17 protein-coding genes are annotated in these 23,882 nt (G+C 69.1%); 9 read left to right on the top strand and 8 right to left on the bottom strand.

The window, feature by feature from the left end; translation table 11 throughout:
• Together RT2_RS19120 and RT2_RS19115 are read left to right on the top strand one after the other, a co-directional pair.
• The coding region (locus tag RT2_RS19120; protein ID WP_218019049.1) for a hypothetical protein at positions 1–359 on the top strand (359 nt) is incomplete at its 5' end.
• Between the two features lie 12 nt (positions 360–371).
• Positions 372–3,773, top strand: a complete 3,402-nt coding sequence (locus RT2_RS19115; RefSeq protein ID WP_072846379.1) for a phage tail tip lysozyme — start codon at positions 372–374, stop codon at positions 3,771–3,773.
• Positions 3,774–3,804: 31 nt separating this feature from the next.
• On the opposite strand, the gene RT2_RS19110 is transcribed toward RT2_RS19115, so the two are convergent.
• The 7 genes from RT2_RS19110 to RT2_RS19075 all read right to left on the bottom strand — a co-directional run bounded on the left by RT2_RS19110 (position 3,805) and on the right by RT2_RS19075 (position 14,757).
• A complete protein-coding gene (locus RT2_RS19110; protein WP_245709177.1) occupies positions 3,805–4,716 on the bottom strand; it encodes an AfsR/SARP family transcriptional regulator in 912 nt (303 codons plus the stop codon).
• Positions 4,713–5,024: a hypothetical protein gene (locus tag RT2_RS19105; RefSeq protein ID WP_245709178.1), complete on the bottom strand. Its 312-nt coding sequence runs from the start codon at positions 5,022–5,024 to the stop codon at positions 4,713–4,715. Before RT2_RS19105 ends, RT2_RS19110 begins: the two co-directional genes overlap by 4 nt.
• A 17-nt stretch (positions 5,025–5,041) precedes the next feature.
• Positions 5,042–6,277, bottom strand: a complete 1,236-nt coding sequence (locus tag RT2_RS19095; RefSeq protein WP_083577495.1) for a zinc metalloprotease — start codon at positions 6,275–6,277, stop codon at positions 5,042–5,044.
• A 30-nt stretch (positions 6,278–6,307) separates the two neighbouring features.
• On the bottom strand, positions 6,308–8,425 hold the full coding sequence (locus RT2_RS19090) for a DNA/RNA non-specific endonuclease (protein ID WP_072846377.1): 2,118 nt from the start codon (positions 8,423–8,425) through the stop codon (positions 6,308–6,310).
• Between the two features lie 59 nt (positions 8,426–8,484).
• Positions 8,485–11,463 carry a CHAT domain-containing protein gene (locus tag RT2_RS19085; protein ID WP_072846376.1) on the bottom strand — a complete coding sequence of 993 codons (2,979 nt, stop codon included), beginning with the start codon at positions 11,461–11,463 and terminating at the stop codon, positions 8,485–8,487.
• A gap of 11 nt (positions 11,464–11,474) precedes the next feature.
• Complete coding sequence (locus tag RT2_RS19080) at positions 11,475–12,875, bottom strand: lipase/acyltransferase domain-containing protein (protein WP_072846375.1); 1,401 nt, start codon at positions 12,873–12,875, stop codon at positions 11,475–11,477.
• Between the two features lie 130 nt (positions 12,876–13,005).
• Positions 13,006–14,757: an acyl-CoA dehydrogenase family protein gene (locus RT2_RS19075; protein WP_072846391.1), complete on the bottom strand. Its 1,752-nt coding sequence runs from the start codon at positions 14,755–14,757 to the stop codon at positions 13,006–13,008.
• 205 nt (positions 14,758–14,962) lie between these two features.
• Here RT2_RS19075 and RT2_RS19070 point away from each other — a divergent pair, with 205 nt between their 5' ends.
• The 6 genes from RT2_RS19070 (at position 14,963) to RT2_RS19045 (ending at position 20,884) form a co-directional block, all read left to right on the top strand.
• Positions 14,963–15,895 (top strand): oxygenase MpaB family protein, encoded by a 933-nt coding sequence (locus RT2_RS19070; RefSeq protein ID WP_072846374.1) that lies wholly within the window; start codon positions 14,963–14,965, stop codon positions 15,893–15,895.
• 9 nt (positions 15,896–15,904) lie between these two features.
• Positions 15,905–17,251 carry a cytochrome P450 gene (locus tag RT2_RS19065; RefSeq protein ID WP_072846373.1) on the top strand — a complete coding sequence of 449 codons (1,347 nt, stop codon included), beginning with the start codon at positions 15,905–15,907 and terminating at the stop codon, positions 17,249–17,251.
• A gap of 21 nt (positions 17,252–17,272) precedes the next feature.
• Entirely contained in the window at positions 17,273–17,863 is a 591-nt protein-coding gene (locus tag RT2_RS19060; RefSeq protein WP_072846372.1) for a TetR/AcrR family transcriptional regulator, read from the top strand.
• 28 nt (positions 17,864–17,891) lie between these two features.
• Positions 17,892–19,451, top strand: coding sequence for a succinic semialdehyde dehydrogenase (locus tag RT2_RS19055; protein ID WP_072846371.1), 1,560 nt, complete (start codon positions 17,892–17,894; stop codon positions 19,449–19,451).
• Positions 19,448–20,263 (top strand): SDR family NAD(P)-dependent oxidoreductase, encoded by an 816-nt coding sequence (locus RT2_RS19050; protein WP_072846370.1) that lies wholly within the window; start codon positions 19,448–19,450, stop codon positions 20,261–20,263. Before RT2_RS19055 ends, RT2_RS19050 begins: the two co-directional genes overlap by 4 nt.
• A gap of 63 nt (positions 20,264–20,326) precedes the next feature.
• The gene (locus tag RT2_RS19045; protein WP_072846369.1) at positions 20,327–20,884 is read left to right on the top strand and encodes a hypothetical protein; all 558 of its coding nucleotides are present in this window, start codon (positions 20,327–20,329) and stop codon (positions 20,882–20,884) included.
• 231 nt (positions 20,885–21,115) lie between these two features.
• Here RT2_RS19045 and RT2_RS19040 read toward each other — a convergent pair whose 3' ends face one another.
• Complete coding sequence (locus tag RT2_RS19040; protein WP_072846368.1) at positions 21,116–22,861, bottom strand: proline--tRNA ligase; 1,746 nt, start codon at positions 22,859–22,861, stop codon at positions 21,116–21,118.
• 60 nt (positions 22,862–22,921) lie between these two features.
• On the opposite strand from RT2_RS19040, the gene yaaA reads away from it, so the two are divergent.
• A complete protein-coding gene (gene yaaA / locus RT2_RS19035) occupies positions 22,922–23,665 on the top strand; it encodes a peroxide stress protein YaaA (RefSeq protein ID WP_072846390.1) in 744 nt (247 codons plus the stop codon).
• Positions 23,666–23,882: the final 217 nt, after the last annotated feature.

Below are 23,882 nucleotides of genomic sequence, written 5' to 3'. Positions count from 1 at the left end.
TCATCGCGGGCTGCTCCATGCTCAAGATCAATCTCGGTGAGCACCTGTTCATGAAGAAACCGCTGGTCGGACCCGGGCTGGCGTGGTCGCAACTTCTCTCCAACCGGGCGGGAGGCCTCACCGCGCTGCTCGGTTACGGCGGAAGGGCACCGTGCGACAAACCGAACGGCGACCGCATAGCAGCGGCCATGGCACGTCGAATCCAATCAGGAGCTACAGCCTTCGCGCAGGATTGGCTGACCGTCAACGGCGACAACAACGCCGATAACGCCGCAGCAATTGACGTGCAAGGCTTTTGGTGGATCGAGTCGAAGACCTTCGGCGGATACCAGATCCGCGGACCTTTGAAGCTCCCGTAGAAGAGGTGCATCATGCTCGACAGCAGTACTGAGTTCGCTCTCGACGGCGAACCTTCGGTCTTCGCCGAGTCACAACCGGATTCGGATACCTTCGAGTGGTCCATGCAGGAAGACGTCTTCGCCACACCGGAGACAACATTCGAACTCAGTGGCGAACCCGAAAGCAGTTGGGAAACAGAAGAAGAAGACGAAACATGGAGGGCCAATCCTGCGGATCTCGAGTCGTACGCCGACGAGGTCGACTACGAAGGCGAGGACTACGCCAATGCCGGCGGGTTCGACGAGGTCGCACCGGGCGAGGAAACCGAACTCGACACGTACCACCAGAGCCGCCGGCGGGCCGCGACGCCGGCCGTGCCGGGTGCGTTGTGCGGTGCCATCGCGCGCATCGCGGAGCAGGAATTCAAACGGTGGCGGCCGTCGGGCACCCGGTCGCTGACAGAGACCGATCCTGGCGCCACGCCGATTCTCCAGGATTACTACCGCAACGGCGTCGGAACGACCGCCACCGCGGCGCAACTGCAGAGCACCGAATTCCAGAAGGCGCATCCGTGGAGCGCCGTGTTCGTGTCCTGGGTGATGCGGAAGGCCGGCGCCGGAAGGACCTTCGCTTACTCGGCGGCACACCAGAACTACATTCGCGCCGCCCGACGCAACCGGCTCACGCAGAACGCCGCGAGCCCGTTCTGGGCGTACCGCGTCACCGAAGTAGTGCCGCAGGTGGGCGACCTCGTCTGTGCGTCGCGGGCCAACAGCGGGGCGACGTACGACAATATCGCCGATCCGCAACGACGGAGAACGCACTGCGACATCGTGACCGCGGTCCGTCCCGGGTCCATACGGGTAATCGGCGGAAACGTGCGGCAAAACGTCGACGAGAAGACAATTCTCACGCACCCGGACGGCCGGTTGCGCCTCGACGGCCCACAGTCGCGATTCTTCGCCGTCATCAAATGTCAGGCCGGTGCCGTCGCACCACGACCGTCGCCGGTGCCCACACCGCTGGCCGGAGTTGCGGCGGGCAAACTTGTGGTGAAGCAGCTACCGTTGTTGAGATCGCACGCAGGGACGCCTCCCGATCTGGTGCTGAAGTGGAACGCGATGGCCCAGCCGTCGGTCGTCGACGTCGTTGTCCACCTCCACGGCCACCACGGGGGCGGCTGGGACATCGACATCAACGCGCGCAAGCTCCCGATCAGCGGCCTGGACTTCGCCGACCCCGCGAACCCCGCCGCACTCGGACGTACCGCCCCCACCCTGCTCGTGCTTCCCCGTGGTCATCACGACCCCCAGACCTCGAAGGGCTACAACCCTGCGCGGTACACCTTCCCGGCATTGACCCGCCCAGGCGGGCTGCAACAGCTCGTCGACGAGGCACTCGCCCGGTTCGCCGCACAGACCGGGACCGCGGTGCGCCGGAATCGGCTCATCCTCACCGCGCATTCGGGCGGCGGTGCCGCGTTGATGCAGATACTGGCGCATACCGATCCCGACGAGATTCACGCGTTCGACGCGCTGTACAACGACGCGACGCCGTTGATCACGTGGGCGAAACGGCGGCTCGTGGCCGGGACGGGCACACTGCGGGTCATCTACCGTCCTGGCGAGGGAACCGCCGCGAACAGCGAGGCGGTCCACCGGGCGATCCGTGCCGCGAAATCGCCGAGCTTCCGCGTGGAACGCACCAACGTGGGACACAACGATATTCCGCGGCGTTTCGGGTGGCGGCTGCTCGCGGATGCGTCGGCCGACCTCCCCGGGGTCGTCCTCGCCCGCGAGGTCGACGCCGAGGTTTACGACAGCGAGGAATACGACGAAGCCGCCACGGATTTCGAGGACACAGACAGCGAGGTCGATGTCGAGCGTGCCGACGAAGCCGCCACGGATTTCGAGGACACAGACAGCGAGGTCGATGTCGAGCGTGCCGACGAAGCCGCCACGGATTTCGAGGACACAGACAGCGAGGTCGATGTCGAGCGTGCCGACGAAGCCGCCACGGATTTCGAGGACACAGACAGCGAGGTCGATGTCGAGCGTGCCGACGAAGCCGCCACGGATTTCGAGGACTACTACGTGATGGATCGGGAGGCCGCATCCCCGAGCGATGTCGAGTCCGGCGAGGTCGAGGAAGCCCTGTTGGAGGAGGCGACCGACGCGGAAACAGACTCAACAGAGTTCGAGTCGTTTCCGTCGGGGCTAGGATTGACGACCAGGCCGAGCCCCGACAAGCCGGGCGAGGAGCATTGGGACCCCCACAACACGGGTCTGCCGCTGTACGACACACCATTCGACGTACGCGGAAAGAAACTGTCGACCAATTTCACCGTCGGTGAACTGGTGTCGAGCGGCGCAGTGCCGGCCGAGCGCGCCAGGATCTCCCCGGTGTTGGTTCGCTGCCTCCAGGCCATACGCGACCGCGCCGGCAAGCCGGTGAAGATCACGTCCGGCTACCGCTCGTGGAAGCGGAACGTCGAGGTTTACCGGCCCCACACTCCCAAGCTCAGCAGGCATTGCAGCGGCCAGGCAGCCGACATCACGATCGCTGGCCTCAGCGGGCTCGACATCGCCAAACTCGCCGTCGACGCGTGCGGTGGCGGGATCGGGATCGGGATCGGTAAGACCTTCGCGCACATAGATGTTCGCGGGTCGTGGATGGTCTGGGCCTACAAGGGTGTCGATCAGGCAAGCGTGCGGGCTCAGCTCGGCGAGTACCGGCGCAGCCGAGGCACAGTGCCGGTCCCGACGCCCGGTGGTCAGGATGTCGAGCACCGTCGCCGTCGCTGCGGAGCCCCGCCGTCACCGCGGACACCGTCGGACCTGGACCGCCGCATCCGTACGGTGATGCAGTTGCTGGTCGATCGATATGGCTACCCCATTACCGGTGCAGCGGGTTTGGTCGGCAACCTGATCGCCGAATCAGCAGTGCTGCCGAATCGGATCGAGGGCAGCACGGCCGACCAACCGATGCGGGCACGCGACTTCACAGGACGGCAAACAGATTTCACCGCCGAGCAGGTCCGTGACCGTGACTTTGCCGCCAAACGCGGTCCTCGTCGACCAGGAATCGGCATCGCGCAATGGACGCACCCACGGCGTCGGGCTGGACTATTCAGCCACAGCTTCAACGGGAAGGTGTTGGGCGCGACGATACTGTTCGATCTCGATGCCCAGGTAGATTATCTGGTCACCGAACTCCGACGCGGATTCCGCACGGTGAACGCGACACTGACTGCACCACGCGTCACGGCCGATGACGCCTCCGACGAAGTCGTCTACCGCGTCGAGCGACCAGGGAGGGTCTTGCAGGACGGCAAGCTGCTCCCGCGGGACGATCCTCGCGTGCAGCAAGTGTTCGAACAACGACGGTCCCACGCGCAGCGCGCCCTTCGTGTGTTTCGCGCGCAACGCCCGTGAGCCGGCTCAACGCAGCCGTTCGAGGTTCAGCTCACCGCAGCCGTTCAACGTTCAGCTCACCGCCAACACGCTCGCACAGATCGCGAGAGGGCCGGACACGCAGCACCGTCCACAATTGACGCGCGAACGACGCGAGCTGGCGTCGAGCCTCGCACATGTTTCCCTCCCGCAGGTACGCCTCGATCAGTAGGGCCTGCGCCGACTCGCGCAGCGGCTCCTCTGCCACCACCACGAGCAGCTGGTCTATCGCCTGCGGAATCATCCCGGCGTCGAGCAATCGGCGAGCCGACGCTTCGAGCGCGTGCATCCACAACTGCCGCAACTGCTCTCGTGCCAGCATGAGCCAGTCCTCGTCCCAGCTCGGCAGCAGCTCCGCAGGCCGGACCGCCACCTGTGTGGGATCGGTCGGAAGATCGCTCGTTTCGGACAACAGCCGGTGCGCCGCGTGCGAGAAGTCGTGGACATCGACATCGACGTCGTCGGCAAGCCAGACGTTGTTGGTGTTGCCGCCCACTAGATCCGGGCTCGCCTGTCTGATTCGCCACATCGCAGTACGCAGTCTTCCCCTGGCGCGCCCAGTCGGCGCATCCACCCACAATCGCTCCGCCAACAACGCGCGATCGCACTCTGGTCGACTCACCTTGTCCAAGGACAAATACGCCAGGACACGTTGCGCGTTCAGCGGGAGAGCGATGGCCCGACCGTCCATTCGGAGGGCGAATCCGCCGAGCAACGATAGCCGCATCGTGGGTTCCCCTTCGACAGTGATGTGATCGCGGCTTGCGACCGCCGCCGTGAACGGGCGCCCTGGGCCATCCGACTCACCGACTTGCTCAGGCTCTGGGCACATCGAGCCGCGTGCCTCCGGCACACGATGATCGCCGCGGACCTGCCGAAAGGGGATGCGCGCGGCCACGCTGAGGTCGGCCTTCTCGCCGGTCACGGTGCGTCACCCACTTCCAGCTCCAGGCGACCCTTTTCGACCCGGACCACCCGAACGACCCGATGCTCCCCGGCCGCCGTGGTCAGTTCCAGGCGCTCGTTCCCAGCGCCCGACACCCAACTGCCCTCACGGGCTTCGTTGGCATCGCCCCGGCCCACCGCCCAGTCGACGTAGGAACCGTCCGGCCGGAACTCGATCCCGTCACGACCTCGCGCCCGCGGGAAGTCGTACCCGGCCGGCCGGTACACCCGGATGCCGTCGTGGTCCTCCTCGAACGAATGGCCCCAGCGTCCGCACAGCTCCGTCACGCCGTGCTCCGTCACGTCTACGTGGAGGCCGACATTTCCGATGGCTCGGCCGCCACCTCGCCGTCTCCCGCATGCCACTCGGCGCGTGCCGCGAGTTCCGGTCGGCCGAGCGATTCCCATCCGTCCTGCGAGGGCCGCCACCCGGAGCCGTCCCACCACTTGTGGTGCACGGCGCCGTCCGCCCCCGTCACGAAGACGTCCATGCGTCCGGAATCCGTCGAGACCACGGTCGGCTGACCGATGACGGACACCGCGCCTGCCACCGCCGGGGCCTCTGCGGTGGCAGGCGGGGCCTCCACCCGGGGAACCGCGGGCTCCGGCGCGTGCCGCTCGGTCCACAACTGCCTGCGGGCGCCGTCCAGGCACGCCGTCATCCGGGCGACCTGCCCCTTGGTGAACATCACCATCCCCGCGTCGTCGGTGTAGTCCATGTAGTCCATGAACAGGTCCCCGTTGGGGCCGTTGTTGCAAGTGATCCTGGGGAAGGTGGGGATGCCGCCGTTGGAACCGGCCTGGTTGGGCGTGTCGTCCACCTCGTCGCTGCCGCGGCAGCCGGTGCCGTCGTCACCCCAGATGTGAAACAGATTGAGGTAGTGACCGATCTCGTGGGTGGTGGTCCGGCCGAGGTTGAACGGGGCCGCCGCGGTGCCCACGGTCCCGAATCCGGTGTGCGTGATCACGACTCCGTCGGTCGCGACCGGGCCGCCGGGGAACTGCGCATAGCCGAGCAGCCCTCCCTCCAGCTGGCAGACCCAGATGTTCAGGTAGCGCTCGGCGGGCCACGCAGTGGCCCCACCGCTCTCGACGAACTTGACGCCGTCACCCTGGTCGAACGCGGCGACGTTGGTCGACGTGCGGGTGATGCCGTTGGACGGCCGCCCCAGCGGATCGGCGGTGGCGAGGAAGAACTCGAGCTGCGCGTCACCGACCAGCTCCTCGAAGACGGCGGGGACCGTCGACAGGTCGTCGTTGGCGGCGCGGAAGTCCCGGTTGAGCACCTCGATCTGGCTCGCGATCTGCGCATCGGAGATGTTCTGCTCCGGGGTGTGCGCCACCACGTGGACGACGACCGGGATCCGTGCGAGGCCGCGGGCAGCTGCCGCGCCGGTCGACTCCAACTCGATCGTCTGATTCTCGATCTCCGATCGCGCGATGCGGTAGGACTCCGACTCCGTCAGCAACCTGCGGTGCACCTCCATCGCTCCACACTTGCGACGAGTCGGCAGTTCGACATTTGCGTCGTTGCTGGTCATTTCCTTGAACTCCTTTGCAACCGTTGATCGTCAGAGAAGGAGGTCCTGCGGGCGGATCAGTTCGCGGGGCAGGCCGCTGGCCTCGATGTGCTCGAGCGGATCGGCCGCGAGGTACGCATCCAGGCCGAGTCCGGTCAACGCGGCGATCCGCCGGACCGGGACCTGGAAGGTGCGATATGCACCGAAGGAGAACGCCTCCTCCCCCTCCGCGAACTCCTCGAGCAGCGCCGCCTGGCTGAGCAGGTACCCGGTGACGGACAGCTCGCCGTCCTGCTTGACCATGGCCACGGTCTTCCAGAACTGCCGGGGCAGCAACACCCCGCGGTACCGGGGATCGTCGGCCGCCAGCACCGGCCCCGACACCACGCTGACAGCGAGGTCGGCATTGTCCGTGTTGTTCAGGATGTAATCCTCCAGCCCCAGCCAGAGGGTGCTGCCGGCGTTGAAATCGTGGTGCTGCGGAGTGCAATTGGTGAAGTGGAAGGTGTCGTCGTTCGCGGCCTTCGCGGCCGGGCCCCAGGCCGGATCGAGCCGGCGCACCAGGTGCCCGCGGTCGAGGGGATTCTCCTTGTAGACCGCCTCGCCGGTCTGTTGGTTCGCGGGCAGCCGCGGATCGAGGATCCAGCGGTCGCTCTCGCGCCGCAGGTCCTGCGACTGCTTGCCGTCGATGTTCACCGCGGTGAACAGGGCGAGCGCCCTGGTCCGGTGCATGACGACACTGAAATGGTGGTAGCGCAGCTCCGGGGAGGCGACCGCCTCCAACGCTCCGCCGTGCTCGGGCAGCGGCAGCGGCACGCCCAGGAAACCCGCGTCGTAGCCACCGCGGTTGCGGTAGTCCGGGTCGATGGAGATCGCCTCCGGTTCGGGTCCGGCGGCCCGCGACGAGCCGACCACGGCAAACGGCGGCGAGCCGCCCGTGACGGATGGCGAGCTGCCGCCCCCGGAGGCGCCCACGCGCACGGTGATCTCGAGTGGAATCTGCACGGTCACCTCGCCCTCGCGGGAGGTCTGCCGCCGCCATTCGGTGGCGGGCGTCGGCAGGTCCACCGCCGGGGTCTGCCGTTCCACCTGGTCGACGGCAAAGGCCTGGTCCACGAGTGAGCGCCACGCGGGCGGCAGGTCCAGGCCGCGGAGGTGCTGGAGGATCCGGCTGATCCGCACCCCCTCGTTCAGGACCCCACCGAACTCTGTGTGCGCGGGTGCCCGCACGCTCGCGTGATGCAGGGCGACGACCTCCCACTGGTCGTTGAAGGCCGGGGATCCCGAGGACCCCGGTTCGGTGTCCGCCGAGTAGTGCAGGAAGCGATCCGGAATGTCGACGATCCGGTTCTCGCGCAACGCGATCTGCTTCTTGGCGCCGCGGGGATGCTGCACGATGGTGACGAAGTCACCGATGATCGCCTTGCCCTCCGACTCGATCAACCGGTTGAAGCCGAACGGCGCGAGCAACTCGGGCCGACCTCGGACCGCGACGAGGGCGAAGTCCCGTTCCCGGTCCGCGACGAAGAAGCCCCCCGGGTCGAGCGGGAAGGTCTGCCTCGGCAATTCCCTGCCGTCGACCCCGTCCTGGAAGTTGAACTCGATCACACTGTTGCGGGCCGTGTCCGCGTCCGGCAGCACGTGATGGTTGGTCAGCATCAGCGTCGGCGAGACGAGCGACCCGGTCCCGAAGCCCTGGTCGATCCCGCGTCCGTCGCGAATGACCACCCGACAGACGGCACGCGACGCAGCCACACCGGCGTCGAGATACCGGGCGCCGACGAAATCCGCTGTGTTGATGATCTTTTCGAGCACGACCTCGGGGCTGCCGTCAACGTCGACGACGTCACTGATCCGGTTCAGGGCCTCCTCCACCACCGCTTCCGGCGGGTCCGCCATCGGCTGTGCGGACAGCTCCTCGCCGGCGTAGTAACGGCTCAGCCGGTCCAGCCGTTTCGCGATGCGCTCGGGGGTGTCCGCCGCGGCGACACCGCCGGGCCCGGAGAGCACGCTCACGTGCTCACCGCGTTGCGGGGCCCGCTCCCGCGCGCGCTGCGCGGCGGCCTCACCCTGGCGTTGCCGCTCGCTCTCGAATGTCCCCGTTCGGCCCGTGGCACTGCCAATTTCCTGCTCTCCCTGGTGGCCGGGCCGAGGAGTGACGATCGTCATCACGTTTCCTTTCGTTGCGAACCCCAACGTGCTGATCTGCTCGCGGTTCGACCGGCGTCCTACCCGGCCGCCGCACGATCGCTGCGCTCGTACTGCTCCACCCCGTTCCTGATCACCTTGCGGAGGGACTCGCCCGCGACGAGTTTGTCGAGGATCGGGACCACCACCTCCGGACGGATCGACGTCTCGGCCAGCAGCTGGCCGAGCTCGAGAGCATCGGACCCCAGCGTGCCGACGATGACGTCCCGACGAACGCGCTCGAGCGCCGCGGCGACCGACAACCGCCGTGCGGGCCGGCCGTCGTCGACCGGCAGCGGGGACGCCGTGTCGACTAGCAGACCCCGGACATCCTTGGCGCTCAGGTCACGGTCGGTCGCCCAGACCAACATCGCGGCGACCGCGACGTACAGGGCGGCGAAGGTCGTGCCTTCCATCTCCGGTTCGTCGACCATCTGGTCGCAGGAGGTACCGGAGATCGTCCTCGGCGCATAGATGTCCGGCTTGCCCACATCAGGGAAGAACGGGGTCTCGTGGGTCAACGAGCCGTCGTCCTCGATCGCCCCGACGGCCAGCACGTCGTCACACCACGCCGGGTAGGTCGGCTCCTCCGAGTGATCCCCCGACGCGATGATCAGTCGGCCGTCGGCCGCCAGCGCCGACATGACCTCGTTCTCCGCGTTCGAGGGCACCGTCTTCCCGTAGTCGATGACCAGGAGGTCCGCGCCTGCCCGGCCGGCCTCGGTCATCCAGTTGCACACCTCGCTGTCCGGCGGTGCCCCGTCCGAGAAGGCCAACTCGAGGGGTAGCAGCTCGGCCATCGCGGACTCGTTGTCACCCGGCACCCCCACGACGACCCGTCCGGGCACCGTGTGGTCGATGGCGCACTGGGTGACGGCGTCGGCTATCTCGTGGCGGCGGCCGGCTGTGAACGGCCCCGCGACCGCGATCCGCAGGGCCCGCTTCGCCGGCACCGCGATGGGCAGCTCGGTCACCGGGGCGGTCTCGGGTTCCGCCTCGGCCCCGAAGAACTCGGCTGGGGTCGTTGCACGCTCGGCCATCGCGCCCGGCTCGGCCCCGAGTTGCCTGACGAGGCCGGGCAGCTTCTCCGCGTCGAAGTCACCCTCCTGGGCCGCGAGGTCGGCCAGCTGCTCCCACAGCTCCAGGTGGCGGAGGTCGACGTAGAGCCTGGACAGCTCCTTCTCGGGATACCGCGTGAGGGCCGGGAGATTTCGCCGAATCCATTGCCACACCTCAGGCCAGGAGAGTGAATCGAGTCGAATCGTGCGTACCTCCGAGGCGAGCAGGGCGCTCGTCAGTTCGTCGAGTTCCCTGGTGGCGGCGACGGCCAGCCGAGCGCGTCCGCGTCGTTCGGTCAGGGTGGCGAGCGCCTCGAGGAGGGCGCGGGCGCCCGGCTCCTCGCCGAGGAGCAGGTCACCATCGTCGATGACGATCGCGAGCGGAACGTTCGCGAGGTCACCGAGCAGCCGCTCCCACCAGTCGTCGGACCGGAACTTCCCCGCGCCGGCCGCCGCAACACCCGTGGCCTGAATCAGTTCGGCGACCAGGCCTGCGAGCATGCGCACCGGGTCCTGGCCTTGTGCCTTGTCCTGGTCTGCGAGTAGGCGCCTGGCGCTGATGAACAGGTAGCCGATCCCCGGGTCGAGCTCCTCCAGCACCCGGTCGAGAAGCGCGGTCTTGCCAGTCGCGGGCATCCCGATCACGCACAGCAGGCGCGCCGACGTGTGCCCGGAGAGAACGTCCACCGACTCGCGCAGTTCCGCCAGCCTGGAGATGAATCGCAGTTCGCCCTGCCGGACGCCCAGGCGCAGCCCGACCGGGCGCGGCGCGGGGACCGGCCGCGCCTTCGCCCCGGGGTCGATGACCGCACCCGGTTCGCTGCCGCCGACGAACAGGCAGGGGACCGCCCAGTTGAGCAGGGAGCCACCGCTGTACTCGTCACCCTGGATGGCAAGCCGGGCCAGACGCAGCGCCTCGGCCACGGGGTGGCCGGCCGTCAGTGCCTGATAGAAGAACCGGGTGAACAGTCGTTCGGTACCGAAGGGCAGGACCGCCTGCATCCCGATCACCATCGGGCACGCATCGCGTACGCAGTAGTCCGCCGAGGACAACGGTCCCGGCCAGCCTGCCTCCTGCGCCGTCTCGTCCGGTGCGCGCGCCGTCTCGCATCCCGCGAACACTGCCAGGCGCAGGTCGGGAAGCTGCTGGAGCAACATCGCGAACTCCTGGCTCGGCAGGAGCATGCCGCGGCCGTTTCGCCGCTCCAGCTTGAGCCCGTTGGGGTTGGCGTGCCCCAGGTAGTGGAACAGATGAAACCCGCTTCGTTGCATCCCCATTCGGGACCTGAGACGTTCCACGGACGGACGGTCTTCGACCACAACGCGCAACAGGCCACGGTCGATCATCGGCTGGAGTTCGGCGAGCAAGCTGCGCTTCTCCGCGTAGAGGTCGAATGGTGCCTCGCCGTTCTTCCGCTCCGCCCAGAGCGGGCTCGACATCACCAGCAACATGTTGAGCGGGGGCTCGATCGGGGCCTGCCTGATCGGGTAGGTACGCGACCGCCCCGAACGCACGATGTGGACATCGCGCGACATGGCGAGGAACCGGTTCGGCCGCTCCGGGTCCAGCAGCAACTCCCAGGGCCACGCGCAGACGGCCTGCGGCGCCGCCAGCACCCGGATGAGCAGCTGCACACCGGTGGTGCCCGCGGTGCCCCGAGTCCGCTGGAGCAGGGTGACGATCTCGGGCACCCCGAAGACCAGGTCCGTCAGCACCCGCCCCACGTCGAGTGCGGACGCACTCGCATCGGTGCGCGCATGCCGGACCGCGTCGGCGAGCCAGTCGGCCGGCGCGCGGGCGGGCTTCCCCGAGACCGTCTCGGGGAGCGCCCATTCCGGCATGGGGCGGCGGACCGCGAACACGGATCCCAGCCGGGACTGCGCCGACAGCCAGACATCTCCGCCGACCTGGAGGACGCTGATCTCCAGCTCCTCGAAGGTATGGCCCGGCAGCGGTCTCATCGGTCCGGCTCCTAGGGGCCTGCCGCCCTCGTCAGGTCGCCAAGATCGATGACGCTCGCCACGTCGGTCACCGCGTGCACCCCCGGGGCACGCACCGTGATCCGGTAGTCCTGTGCCGCGAGCCCCTCGAACGTGGCCCGGTGCCGGCCGTCGTCCGAGCGCGTCAGCGGTCGCTCGAGGCCTTCGCCGCCCGCCACCGGCCGTACCGTCGCGACGAGCGCCGCGTCCTCGGCGTCGGTGCGGGCACGGATCACCAAGGGTTCGTCGGTGGTGACGTCCTCGACCTCCAGCGAGATCGACTCGTTGACCGCGGGAAAGATATTGGGCGGCTCCAGTTCCGAGTTCCGCAGGACGCCGCCGATGTGGTCGAGCACGGGGTCGTCGTTCTGCAGCGAGGCGTGCCGCTGGCTGAAGAAGGCGGCGTTCCGCCAACCCTTCATCAGCTCGTGCGGGACCGCCGACAGGGTGGGCACGGTGCCGTCCCCGCCGCTCTCCCCCGCTGCGCGCGCGGGGAGCGTCTCGATCCTGTCCCCGACCCGCCTGGCCGCCCAGCGGGTGTGCTGGAAGTCGCCGATGACCGGTCGGATGTCGTACCCCGCGTCGCCGTCCTTCAGCCGCTGATCGACCCGGGCGCGGAGCTGCCGGTGCAGATCCACCGCCGCACGCATCCGGGTCCCGTCGAGCCCGGTGCCCGCCCAGTCCACCGTCTCGTCGTCGAGATTGAGCCAGGAGTCGTCCGGTCCTTCGAGACACCGGTACGACGGCAACAGTTGGTACACGGAGGTGAAGGACCGGATGAGTGCGGTGAGGTCGAGGCTGAACGGACCCCAGCCCCTCCGGAAGCCGTTGACGAGGAAGTCGAGGGCGTTGACCGAACCCGAGTACGGGGTGCCGAAGGTGATGAGCGTGCGGGTCTCACGCCACCCGTTGAGCATTTCCAGGTACAGGCGAGCGACGATCCCGCCCATCGAATGACACGCCAGGATCAGTTTGGCGTCGGGGTTGCCCGACCTCTCTCGCCACCGGCTCAGCCACCCGTGGGCCTCCCGCGCGAGCTTGCGGGCGGCGACGCGGCTGTCGCGCCGCCAGTCGTAGGGGAGCTCGAAGTAGTTCTCGCCCGGGACCGCCCCGACGCGCTCCGCCAGTGCGGTCCGAAATCTCGTGTAGCCGTCGATCTTCCAGTCCAGTCCCGGGACGATGTGGAAGTCCGGCACCAGGCGTGTCGCGACGACTCCGTCGCCCAGGTCGTCGGCTTCCGGGTCGTCCCCGTCGAGCTGCAGCCGCTTGATGCTCCCGCCCAGGGAGAGAACGCCCTGCAGCGCCGCGCCACGCGACGGCACCCAGAGATCCTTGCCGTCCTTCGCGAGGACGGATCCCCCGATGCCCGGCAACAACACGACCACGTCTTTCATGGCGTCCTCCGGCGTCGAACGGCCCTGGTTCGGGCTGCCCTGAACCAAGTGTCCTCAGTGCCGCCGGCAAAGACACGAGTACCCGACTACTCGTCTTCGAGCTGGGTCGGGTACTCGTGCCGGCTGCAGCTCAGGGCCGCATCTCGTATGCCCCGTCGTAGGCGACCACCTGGTCCCACACCCGCGCGAACCGCTGGTCGTCGACCACCGGCTTGCGGATCGCGCCGAGCGCCCACGCCTGCTGGGCCGGCGTGGAGGAGGACTTGCCGTGCAGCGCAACGGCGTACGCGGAGAAGTCGCGGACCTGGAAATCGAAGATCTGGTCGAGCAGGTCGCGGTCGAGTCCGGTGAGCTCGGCCTGCTCGAGGATCAGCTGGCCGTACACCACCAGCGAGAACAGGTGGCCGACGTTGAGCAGGAAGTCCAGGTCCTTCTGCTGCTCGGCGTCCGGGCCGGCGGTGGTGAGCAGCACCTGCAGGGCCCGAGCCTGCTCGAGGAACAGCGCCACGTTGGGGAGGTCGGCGTGCCGCTCGTAGACCGGGACCCAGTCGTGGAACTGCACCTTCGCCGCGCCCCGGGTGGGGCCCTGGTGCCAGAAGAACTCGTCGTCCGCGGCGTCGAGGCGGGTGCCGATCTCCGGGTACTCCGCCGGGGCGAAGAGGTAGTTCGGCATGAACTTGAGGATCAGCCCGACGTTCACGTGCACGGTGCCCTCGAGCTTGGGCAGGGTGCCGATCACCTCGACGGCCTCACGGAAGTAGGTGTTCTTCTCGTAGCCCTTGGCGGCGATCACGTCGTGCAGCAGCGCGACCACCCGCTCGCCCTCGGACGTGACCTTGGCCTTGGTCATCGGGTTGAACAGCAGGTAGCGGCGGTCCTCGAGGCTCGCGCTGCGGAAGTAGTCCACCGCGCGGGCGCTGAACTGCTTCATCGCGACGAGTCGGCTGTACGCGTCGACGAAGGCGGCCCGCACGTGGGTGAAGTCGGTGACCGGGTTCCCGTAGAGGATCCTGTTGTGCGCGTGGGTGATCGCCTCGTAGAACGCGTGCTCGGTGATGCCGATCGAGCCGGTGCACAGGTTGAACTTGCCCACGTTGACGGTGTTGAGCGCGGCCTCGAACGCCTGCACCCCGGTGTGCAGGATGTCCTCCTCGCGGACCGGGTAGTCCTCGAGTCGGAAGGTGCTCACGTACATCTGGCCGTGGATGACGTTGTCGATCAGCCGGTAGTTCGGGTGCCGGCTGTCCGCGACGAAGAAGACGTAGCCCTCGGGGCCCTCGACGTCGGTGCGGCGACCGAACACCGACACCATGCCGGCCACGTTGCCGTTGCCGATGTAGTACTTGTCTCCCGTCGCCCGGAACGCGACCGCGTCGTCGCCCGACGCGTCGTCGCCGGCGGCCGGGGTGAGCAGCATGTCGGTGGAGTACACGTCGGCGCCGTGCGCGCGCTCGGACAGGCCGAAGGCCATCACCCCGCCCGCGGTCAGTTCGTCGGCGGCGCGCTGGCGGGCCTTGTCGTTCTCGCTCATCCAGATCGGCCCGAGGCCGAGGATGGTGACCTGCCAGGCGTACCAGTACGCGAGGCCGTAGAAGCCGAAGATCTCGCTCAGCGCGGCGTTGCGGGCCGCGTCCCAGCGCCGGTTCGGGTCGTCGCCGCCGAACTCCGCGGGCGTCTGGAAGGTCGCGAAGAGCTTCTCGTCCTTCACGAACTGCAGGAAGTCCGAGACCCACACGGCGTCCAGGTCGTCGGCGAGCAGCCGGTCCTTGCCGCGGTTCTCGAACCAGTCGATGGTCGCGCGCAGCAGTCGCCGGGTCTCCGGGTCGAAGTGCTGCGGGTCGTAGGTGCGCGGGTTGAACAGCAGTCCACCGGAGTTCGCCACGGTCACGCCTTTCGTCGGGGTCGAGGCAAACCTACCAGCCAGTAACTTCCACGTGAAGAGGCGTCGCGCGCGAAGGCCCTTGTGGCGCACGTCACCCATTGCTACTGTTTGACACAGCGACACAAACTTGTGTCAACGTCCCACAAATTCGGGCCCTGTCCTTCAGGGCTGGTCCGGGAGCGCCGAGGCAGAGAAGGAGCCGAAGATGCCGCCCGACTACGAATCCGCCATCCGCGAGGCCGTCCCCATGCCCGTCGACGTCGAGGTCACCGCGGACTCGCCGCGACTGGGCCCCGACTCGCTGATCTGGAAGTACTACGGCGACGTGCGCGGACTGCTCGGCTTCCAGCGACTGGCCGGCGCCGAGAACTGCATCGAGCAGCTCGGCAAGGCGGTCGAGGACCACTCGGTGATCTTCTCCGACACCCTGGGTCGGGCCCGGCGCAGCGGACCGCCGATCATGAAGACCGTCTACGCCGAGGACCCGCACCACTGGGGTCGCACGATCCGCGACTTCCACAAGCCCATCAAGGGCACGATCGCCGACGGCTCCCGGTACCACGCGCTGAACCCGGAGCTCTTCTACTGGGCGCACGCGACCTTCGTGGACCAGGTCCTCTACGTCACCGACACCTTCATCCGACGGCTCTCCCACGAGGAGAAGGCGCAGATCTTCGAGGAGGGCCGGACCTGGTACGGCCTCTACGGGGTGAGTGACCGGAGTCAGCCGCAGACCTACGAGGAGTTCCTCGAGTACTGGGAGCAGATGCTCGACCGGTTCGTGCCGACCCGGACCATCGTGTACGCCACCGGGTACATCAGGAAGGGCGTGCCAGGGCCACGACGGATCCCGGCACCGGTGTGGCGGGTGCTGTCGGCGCCCCTGAACGGCTTCATCCGCACCGTCGTCGTCGGCACGCTGCCGCCGCAGATGCGCGAGGTCTGCAACCTCGAATGGGATACCAAGAAGGAGAAGCGGTTCCAGCGATTCGCTGCCTTCTCCCGCCGAATCAACCCCCTCGTCAACCGGCTGCCCCTGCGCGCGCTGTACCTGTCCTGGGCCTTCGACGCATGGCGCCGGGTCGACGTCGATCCCAGACCCCTGATGAACGCCCCCACCGACCCCACCGACCGCTAGGAGTCACCCGTGCGCACCAGAGTGTTGGCAGCTCCCCCGGCCGGCAGCGGCCTCCGACCCATCTACGGCACCGGCGACCCCGGCGTGATCGAACTACTCCGCTTCTTCCGCAATCCGATCGAGCTGGTGGCCCAGCGCCGCGCGGCCTTCGGCGACATCACCTACATCAAGGCGTTCGGCCTCGAGTTCGCGATCCCGCTCACCGCCGACGGCACCGAGTCGGTGGCCATGAACCGGCAGAAGGCGCTGGCCGCCGAACCGGCCTGGGGTTTCCTCATCGGCCCGTTCTTCCGCCGCGGCATCCTGTTGATGGACTTCGAGGAGCACCGCCACCACCGGCTGATCCTGCAGCAGGCCTTCAACAACAAGCGGCTGCGCGGGTACCTGGACGAGATGCAGCCGATGCTGCGCAAGGGCGTCGAGCGACTCCCGACCGGCGAGAACGTTCTCGTCCTGGACGAGCTCAAGGCGCTCACCCTCGACCTGGCCCTCGAGATCTTCCTCGGGATGGACCTGCCGCGCGCCGAGGCCGACCGCATCAACAAGGCCTTCGTCGACTGCGTGAACGCCGGAATGTCGATCATCCGCAAGGACATTCCGGGGACCAAGTGGGCGAAGGGCCTGGCCGGGCGACGCGTACTCGAGGAGTTCTTCCGCCGGCACCTGCCCGCCAAGCGCGCGTCCGACGAGACCCCCGACCTGTTCTCGGTGCTCTGCCACGCCCGGTCCGAGGAGGGTCACACCTTCACCGACGAGGACGTCGTCAACCACATGATCTTCGTGCTGATGGCCGCGCACGACACCTCGACGATCACCCTCACCACCATGGCCTACTACCTGGCCAAACATCCCGAGTGGCAGGACCGGGCCCGGGCCCAGTCGCGTTCGCTGCCGCGTGAGATCAACTACGACAACCTCGGCGAGTTCACGGTGCTCGACGCCGTGATGAAGGAATCGCTGCGGCTGAACTCGCCGGTGCCGGGACTGGCCCGACGGGCGCTGGAGGACACCGAGATCAACGGGCACTTCGTCCCGAAGGGCACCTACGTCAGCGCGGTGGGCATGGTCAACCACCACAACCCGGACCTGTGGACCGATCCCGAACGCTTCGACCCGGACCGCTTCTCCCCCGAACGCGCCGAGGACACGTCGCACCGCTACGCGTGGATGCCCTTCGGCGGCGGCGTGCACAAGTGCATCGGCCTGTACTTCGCCCAGATGGAGATCAAGACGATCATGCACAACCTGCTGCTCGAGTACGAGTGGTCGGTGCCGGACGGCTACACCTGGAAGCTCGACAACTCCACGCTGCCGGTCCCGAAGGACCGCCTGCCGGTGACGCTGCGGGCGATCTGACGATGGATATGCTGGCGCACGATGACAACCCGACCAGGACCCGTTGCAGTGCCCGCCGCGACCGCGGAGCAGGCGATGCTCGACGCCGCCCGCGACGAGTTCGAGCGCTACGGGATCCGTCGCACCAACATGGACGACGTCGCCAAGCGCGCAGGGATCAGTCGCAGCACCCTCTACCGGCGGTTCCCGAACAAGGACGCGCTGGTCGAGATGCTGATCCTTCGGGAGGCGGGGCTGTTCTTCGACCAACTCGACGTCGTCGCCCGGGAGCTCGACCCGGCCCGCGCCGTGGTCGAGTGCTTCGCCCGCGGCATCGAGCTGACGCGGGAGATTCCGCTGCTCGGACGGATCCTCGAGAGCGAGCCGGAGCTGATGGTCGAGGTGGCCACCCGCACGGAGGGGGCGCCGATCGCGGTCACCTCGGTCCGGGTCGCCGCGACGCTGCGGCACAGCGGCGCCGAGATGCCCGAGGAGGACCTGCTCGCGGTCTCGGAGATACTCATCCGCGTCGCGATGTCACTGATGCTGCTCCCCCACGGACAGTTGGACACCGCCGATCCCGCCGCGGTGCGCCGCTACGCCGAGAGGTACCTCGCCCGACTCGTGTGGTGACCGCCGGCCGCACCCGGGCAGGTGCGCCGTGCTGACCGCGAACGCCCTCGACGCCCTGCTGGCCCAGCTGCCCGCATCCACCGAATTCTCCTGCGCCGCCGCACCGTTCACCGGCGAGCCGCTCCCTGAGGTCCCGCAGACCACGGTCGAGTCCGTTGCTGCCGCGGCGGCCGTCGGCCGGGCGGCGCAGCGGCAGTGGGCGGCCCGGCCGGTCCGGGACCGACAGGCGGTCGCGGCCCGCTTCGCCCGGCTGCTGGTCGAGCACCACGACCGGCTCTGCGACCTGATGCAGTGGGAGACCGGCAAGGCCCGCATCCACGCGGCCGTGGAGGTGCAGGGTGTCGTCGCCACCGCGCTGCACTACGCCGCGCACAGCGCCGGATACCTTCGCGAACGCCGCACCCGAGGCGCGGTGCCCGGCCTGGTGACCGCCCGCGTCGGCTACCGACCCAAGGGCCTGGTCGGGGTGGTTGCCCCGTGGAACTACCCGCTGTTCCTGGCCGTCGGGGACGTGATCCCGGCGCTGCTGGCCGGCAACGCCGTGCTCAGCAAGGCGGACTCGCAGGCCCCGCTGACCCTGCTCTACGCCCGGCAACTGGCCGTGCGGGCCGGGGTTCCCGAGCCGGTGTGGCAGGTGGTCGCCGGCCCCGGACGGCTGCTCGGGCCCGCACTGGTGGACGCGGTGGACTACCTCAGCTTCACCGGGTCGAGCGCCACCGGCCGGGAGATCGCCCGGCGCTGCGCCGACCGGCTGATCGGCGCCTCGCTCGAGCTCGGCGGCAAGAACCCGATGATCGTGTGCGCGGACGCCGACGTCACCGCCGCAGCCCGGGGCGCGGTGCAGGCGGCGTTCTCCAACGCCGGGCAGATGTGCATCGGGATCGAGCGGATCTACGTGCACGAGAAGGTGTTCGAGCGCTTCCTTGCCGAACTGACCGCCCGCACCGCCCGGCTGCGAGTCGGCGGCGGGTACGGCTACGACGTGGACATGGGCTCGCTCACCTCGCGGCGTCAGCTCGAGGCCACCGAGAAGCACGTCGCGGACGCGGTGTCCAAGGGCGCGACCGTGGTCACCGGCGGCCGGTCCCGGCCGGACCTGGGTCCGCTCTTCCACGAGCCGACCGTGCTGACCGGCGTCACCGCGGAGATGTCGGTGTTCGCCGAGGAGACCTTCGGCCCCGTGGTCTCCGTGCATCGGGTGGTGTCCGACGCGGAGGCGGTCCGGCTGGCCAACGACGGCGAGTACGGCCTCAGCGCCAGCGTCTGGACCCGGGACCTGCGGCGCGGCCGCCGGATCGCGGCCGAGGTGGTCGCCGGATCGGTGAACGTCAACGACGGATACCTGTCCGCGATCGCCTCGCTGGGCGCCCCGATGGGCGGCATGCGCACCAGCGGGTCCGGCCGTCGGCACGGCCGCGAGGGCATCGTCCGCTACACCGAACCGCAGACCGTCACCACCCAGCGCGTCGCCACCGCCTACCCGGACCGCTTCCGCGGGCCGCTGCTGCGGGCGATGAACGCCGGCACCCGCGCGCTGGTCGCGGTGCGGCATCGAAGGATCCACGACCCGAAGGAGATCCACACATGAGCAGAACCGACCTCGCCGGCCGGGTCGTCGTGGTCACCGGCGGGGCGCGGGGCATCGGCCGGGCCACCGCGCAGGCGCTGCGCGAGGCCGGCGCCCGGGTCGCCCTCGGCGACGTCGACGAGGACGCGGTGCGGCGCACCGCCGAGGCCGACGGCCTGCACGGCGCCGTCCTCGACGTCACCGACCGCGCGTCGGTGCAGGCCTTCCTCGCCGGCGTGCAGTCGACGCTCGGGCAGCCGTGGGGCTGGGTGAACAACGCCGGGGTGATGCCGCTCGGCGCGCTGCTCGACCAGGACGACGAGATCGTCTACACCACCGTCGACGTCAACCTGCGCGGGGTCCTGCACGGCACCCGCGCCGCCGGGCGGGCCATGGCCGCCGCCGGCGGCGGCCGGATCGTCAACGTCGCCTCGGTGGCGGGCTGCATCCCGGTGCCGGGCATGGCCGTCTACAACGCCACCAAGGCCGCGGTGCTGTGCTTCGGTGACGCGGCCGACGCCGAACTGGCACCGCTCGGGGTGCGGGTGAGCACGGTGCTGCCGTCGTTCACCGACACCGGCCTGCTGACCGGCACCCACCCCGGCCGGCTGATCGCGCCGATTCCGCCGGAACGGGTGGCCGACGCCGTGGTGGGGGTGCTGCGCACCGGACGTCGCCGTGCCGTGGTGCCGGGCCGGCTGTCCGGTGTGCTGGTGTGGCCGCTGCTGCCGCGTCCGCTCGCCCGCCGGATGCGGAAGGTCACCGGGCTCGACCGGGTGTTCCTGGACGTCGACGCCGACCGCGCCGAGTACGACGCCCGCCTCCGCCGCTGACCCGCCGGCCGACTGTGGGACGATCCAGGCCTTCACCACACCGACCCGAGGGGCCTCGTCCACATGTTCACCGCCGTCCTGCTGCTCGCCCTGTCCGCGGTGGGGTTCGTCGGCTACCGGCGGTTGCGCGCCGACGCCGCGCTGCGCGCCGATGTCTGGGCCCGGGTCCGGACCTACGCGCTGGCCGCCGGACTGCTGACGCTCGCGGCCGTGTCCCTGCGCCGGGGCCCCACGGGCGAAACCGCCCTCGTCCTGGCCTGCGCCGCGATGCTGGTGCTTCCACTCGCCGCCCGGGCCACCGCGCAGGACCGGGCGGCGGTCCGCGAGTGCCAGCGCCGCGCACAACTGGGTCTCGCGCCGCGGCGGGCGCTGGTCAATGTCGCTGCGCTGCAGGCCCGTTGGGTGGCCGCTGGCGCGCTCGTCTACTACTGCACCGGGGGCTTCCGCGGCGTCGTCGAGCTCACCGCCGCGATCTCACACCACGTCCCGGGCGCCGGCTGGGCGCTGCCCGCGGCGGCCGGGGCGACCGCGGTCGCCGGGGTCACCCACGTGATCGTGCAGCGGCGCCGGGTGGCGGCGGAGGATGCCCGCCTGAACGCACTGGACCGGGCCGTCGGCTGACGGCTTGGTCCGGTGGCGCGACGGGGCGGGCGCGAATGGGCCGATCTAGCGACCGAAGGACGGCAGGCCGAGCGATCCGAGCGATCCGGTCGCCGGCGTTCGTCTCGCTACTCTCGGTCTCCTTCGATTCCGATCCGTAGGGCATCGATCCGTAGGACCGGCAATTCCCGCTCAACGCACCGGACCGGGCCGTCGACTGACGGCCCGGTCCGGCACTGCAGGTAATTCGGGTCAGCCGCGGACGGCGGCGAGGATCTCCGCCAGCGCGCCGCCGGCGTCGACCTCGCGGGACTCGCCGGTGAAGCGGTCGCGCAGCTCCACCTTGCCGTCGGCCCAGCCGCGGCCGACGACGACCACCAGCGGGATCCCGAGCAGCTCGGAGTCCTTGAACTTCACGCCCGGCGAGGCCTTGCGGTCGTCGAGGATCACCGACAGCCCGGCCCCGTCCAGCTCGGCGGCCAGGCCCTCGGCACCCTCGCGGGCGGCGTCGTCCTTGTTCGCGATCACCAGGTGCACGTTCGCCGGCGACACCTCGGCCGGCCAGCGCAGGCCCTTCTCGTCGTGCATCTGCTCGGCGATCACCGCGACCAGGCGCGAGACGCCGATGCCGTAGGAGCCCATGGTGGGCCGGACCGGCTTGCCGTTCTCGCCGAGCACGTCGACGGAGAACACGTCGGTGTACTTGCGGCCCAGCTGGAAGACGTGACCGACCTCGATGCCGCGGGCCGCGACCAGCGGTCCGGCGCCATCGGGCGACGGGTCGCCGTCGCGCACCTCGGCGGCCTCGATGGTGCCGTCCGGGGTGAAGTCGCGGCCGGCGACGAGACCGACGACGTGCTTGCCCTCCTCGTCGGCGCCGGTGATCCAGCTGGTGCCGTCGACCACGCGCGGGTCGACGAGGTAGCGGATACCGTTCTCCTGCAACGCCTTCGGTCCGATGTAGCCCTTGACGAGGAACGGGTTGTTCTTGAAGTCGGTCTCGGTGATGAGCACGTACTCGGCCGGCTCCAGCGAGGCCTCGAGGCGCTTCTCGTCGACCTCACGGTCGCCGGGGATGCCGATGGCAAGCAGTTCCCACTCCCCGCCCGGCACCCGGGTCTTGACCATGATGTTCTTCAGGGTGTCCGCGGCGGTGACCGTCTTGCCGAGGTCCGCGCCGTTGGCCCACTCGACGAGAGTGTCGATGGTCTCGGTGCCGGGGGTGTCGTACACCTTCGCGTCGGGCAGCCCGTCGAACGGGATCGCCTCGGGCGCCAGCGTCTTGACGGCCTCGACATTCGCGGCGTAGCCGGACTCGAGGCAACGGACGTAGGTGTCCTCGCCGATCGCGCTCTCGGCCAGGAACTCCTCCGAGGCACTGCCGCCCATCGCGCCCGAGGTCGCGGAGACGATGACGTACTTGACGCCGAGCCGGGCCAGGATCCGCTCGTAGGTGTCGCGGTGCGCCTGGTACGACGCGGTCAGGCCCTCGTCGGTGAGGTCGAAGGAGTAGGAGTCCTTCATCACGAACTCGCGGCCGCGCAGGATGCCGGCGCGGGGCCGCTCCTCGTCGCGGTACTTGGTCTGCACCTGGTACAGGGTGACCGGGAAGTCCTTGTAGGAGTTGTACTCACCCTTGACGGTGAGCGCGAAGAGCTCCTCGTGGGTGGGGCCGAGCATGTAGTCGTTGCCCTTGCGGTCCTTGAGACGGAACAGCCCGGCGCCGTACTCGGTCCAGCGGTTCGACGTCTCGTAGGGCTCGCGCGGCAGCAGCGCGGGCAGCAGGATCTCCTGCGCGCCCATCGCGTCCATCTCCTCGCGGACCACCCGCTCGACCTCGCGCAGGACCCGCAGGCCCAGCGGCAGCCAGGAGTACACACCCGGCGCGATTCGGCGGACGTAGCCGGCCCGGACGAGCAGCTTGTGGCTGGCAACCTCGGCGTCGGCGGGATCGTCACGCAGCGTGCGGAGGAACAGGTGCGAAAGGCGGGTGATCACGGGGTATCAGACTAGTCGCCCGATGCGGGCCGCCGCGCGCACCCGGTACCGTTGCCGCTCGTGCTGGTTCTGCTGCCCCCTTCCGAGACCAAGTCCGACGGCGGCAAGGGCGCCCCGCTCGACCTGGGCGAACTGTCCCTGCCCACATTGACGGCGACCCGCGAGGCTCTGGTCGATGCCCTCGTCGAGCTGTCCGCCGACACCGACGCGTCCAGCGTCGCACTGGGTCTGAGCGCCCACCAGACCGACGAGGTCGAGCGCAACGCGAAGCTCTGGGTCTCCCCGACCCGGCCCGCGCTCGAGCGCTACACGGGAGTGCTGTTCGACGCGCTCGACGCGAAGGCGTTCACCAAGGTCCAGCGGGAGAAGGCGTACCGACGGCTCGCGATGGGGTCGGCGCTGTTCGGCGCGGTCCGGGCCGGCGACCCGATCCCCGCCTACCGGCTGTCCGGCGGCTCCAAGCTCCCGGGCTTCGGCACCCTGCAGTCACTGTGGAGGCCGGAACTGTCCGCCGCGCTGTCCGCGGAGGCGGACGGCGGCCTGGTGGTGGACCTGCGCTCCGGCACCTACCAGCAACTCGGGCCGGTCCCCGGCGCGGTCACCGCAACCGTGCTCACCGTCAAGCCCGACGGCAGCCGTTCCGTCGTCAGCCACTTCAACAAGCATCACAAGGGCCTGTTGGCTCGCGCCCTGGTGCTGTCCCGCGCCGAGCCGACCGACGTCAAGGGCCTCGCCCGAGTGGCGACGAAGGCCGGCCTGACCGTGGAGATCAGCTCGGCAACCGAACTGGTCGTCCTGACCTAGCCACACCAACCGACATGCGCATGGCGCGCACCACGAAGGCCTCCTGTCTGTGAGTCACGACAGGAGGCCTTCGCCGTTCCAACGACCGGCCACAGCCGCTCCTCCGATTCCTCGTCCAGCCCGCCGGGACACGACCCCTGACCTCTTCGGGCGATGCGTCCAAAAAACGTAGCCCACCAACTTGGACGTCCAGTCAGGTAACTTAGCCTCACCTAGC

This window comes from Rhodococcus tukisamuensis NBRC 100609, from assembly GCF_001894985.1.
GTDB lineage: Bacteria > Actinomycetota > Actinomycetes > Mycobacteriales > Mycobacteriaceae > Rhodococcus_G > Rhodococcus_G tukisamuensis.
The sequence above is the reverse complement of the archived record's forward strand: the minus strand, read 5'-3'. Positions and strand labels throughout refer to the sequence as shown.

Excerpts from the sequence above, each read along its gene's own strand:
- RT2_RS19115 (WP_072846379.1), top strand. The coding sequence starts at position 372 with ATGCTCGACAGCAGTACTGAGTTCGCTCTCGACGGCGAACCTTCGGTC.
- RT2_RS19095 (WP_083577495.1), bottom strand. The coding sequence starts at position 6,277 with ATGACCAGCAACGACGCAAATGTCGAACTGCCGACTCGTCGCAAGTGT.
- RT2_RS19090 (WP_072846377.1), bottom strand. The coding sequence starts at position 8,425 with ATGACGATCGTCACTCCTCGGCCCGGCCACCAGGGAGAGCAGGAAATT.
- RT2_RS19085 (WP_072846376.1), bottom strand. The coding sequence starts at position 11,463 with ATGAGACCGCTGCCGGGCCATACCTTCGAGGAGCTGGAGATCAGCGTC.
- RT2_RS19080 (WP_072846375.1), bottom strand. The coding sequence starts at position 12,875 with ATGAAAGACGTGGTCGTGTTGTTGCCGGGCATCGGGGGATCCGTCCTC.
- RT2_RS19070 (WP_072846374.1), top strand. The coding sequence starts at position 14,963 with ATGCCGCCCGACTACGAATCCGCCATCCGCGAGGCCGTCCCCATGCCC.
- RT2_RS19060 (WP_072846372.1), top strand. The coding sequence starts at position 17,273 with ATGACAACCCGACCAGGACCCGTTGCAGTGCCCGCCGCGACCGCGGAG.
- RT2_RS19050 (WP_072846370.1), top strand. The coding sequence starts at position 19,448 with ATGAGCAGAACCGACCTCGCCGGCCGGGTCGTCGTGGTCACCGGCGGG.
- RT2_RS19045 (WP_072846369.1), top strand. The coding sequence starts at position 20,327 with ATGTTCACCGCCGTCCTGCTGCTCGCCCTGTCCGCGGTGGGGTTCGTC.